Source organism: Paenalicyclobacillus cellulosilyticus, from assembly GCF_014647315.1.
GTDB classification, from domain to species: domain Bacteria; phylum Bacillota; class Bacilli; order Alicyclobacillales; family Alicyclobacillaceae; genus Alicyclobacillus_J; species Alicyclobacillus_J cellulosilyticus.
On record NZ_BMOY01000087.1, the window covers coordinates 1 to 742 of the forward strand.

The 742-nt window shown below is 40.7% G+C and carries 1 protein-coding gene; it reads right to left on the reverse strand.

Annotation, left to right across the window (positions count from 1 at the left end):
- Positions 1-160: 160 nt before the first annotated feature.
- Positions 161-742 (reverse strand): ACT domain-containing protein (locus tag IEX97_RS12885; protein WP_229776914.1); only part of this gene is annotated, 582 nt, incomplete at its 5' end.

Consider the following 742-nt stretch of genomic DNA (forward strand, 5'->3'; position numbering starts at 1 on the left):
AAATCTTTCAGCTAGGATCTTTACATCAGAATTCTGGCCAATATATTAATCCCGCTAACAAGCATATGGCTTCTTGCTCTTGGCTTTGTAAGTCGCACAACATGGTCACCTTATTCAAACTTTCTATATTAATCAGGGACGTTGCCTATTATGATATTAATTAAATAGCCATTTTACGCGACTCATCCATAGCTTGTGCTTCTAGATGAAATGCTTGATGTAATGCTCGGACTCCATCATCAAGCCTCGATTCATCGATAATCACAGAGAGCTTAATCTCTGAAGATGTAATGAGTTGAATGTTAATGTCTTGATCGGCTAATACTTTAAACATCATGGGGGCTACTTCAGGGTGACTTTTTAAACCCGCTCCCACCAAAGATAGTTTTGCCAAATGTTCGAATCCCTTTACTCCTTTAGCATTCAATTTTGTCGCGAGTTTACTTAACAACTTGTAAGTCGGTTTATATTCATCCTGATGAACCGTAAAACTAAAATCAGCCAAGCTATCAATCGGGCTGTGCTGCAAAATCATATCCACACTCACGCCAATGGTACTTAATTCCGCCAGCAGGCTCGAAGCAACGCCTGGGCCATCTGGAATACCGTTTAAGCAAATTTTGGCTTCATTGCGACTAAAGGCAATACCAGTAATTGCAAACGATTCCATGCGTGCCTCTTTTTCAGAAGTAATCAACGTACCTGGCCCTTCTTTAGAAGAGGATAAAACGCGTAACGGGAC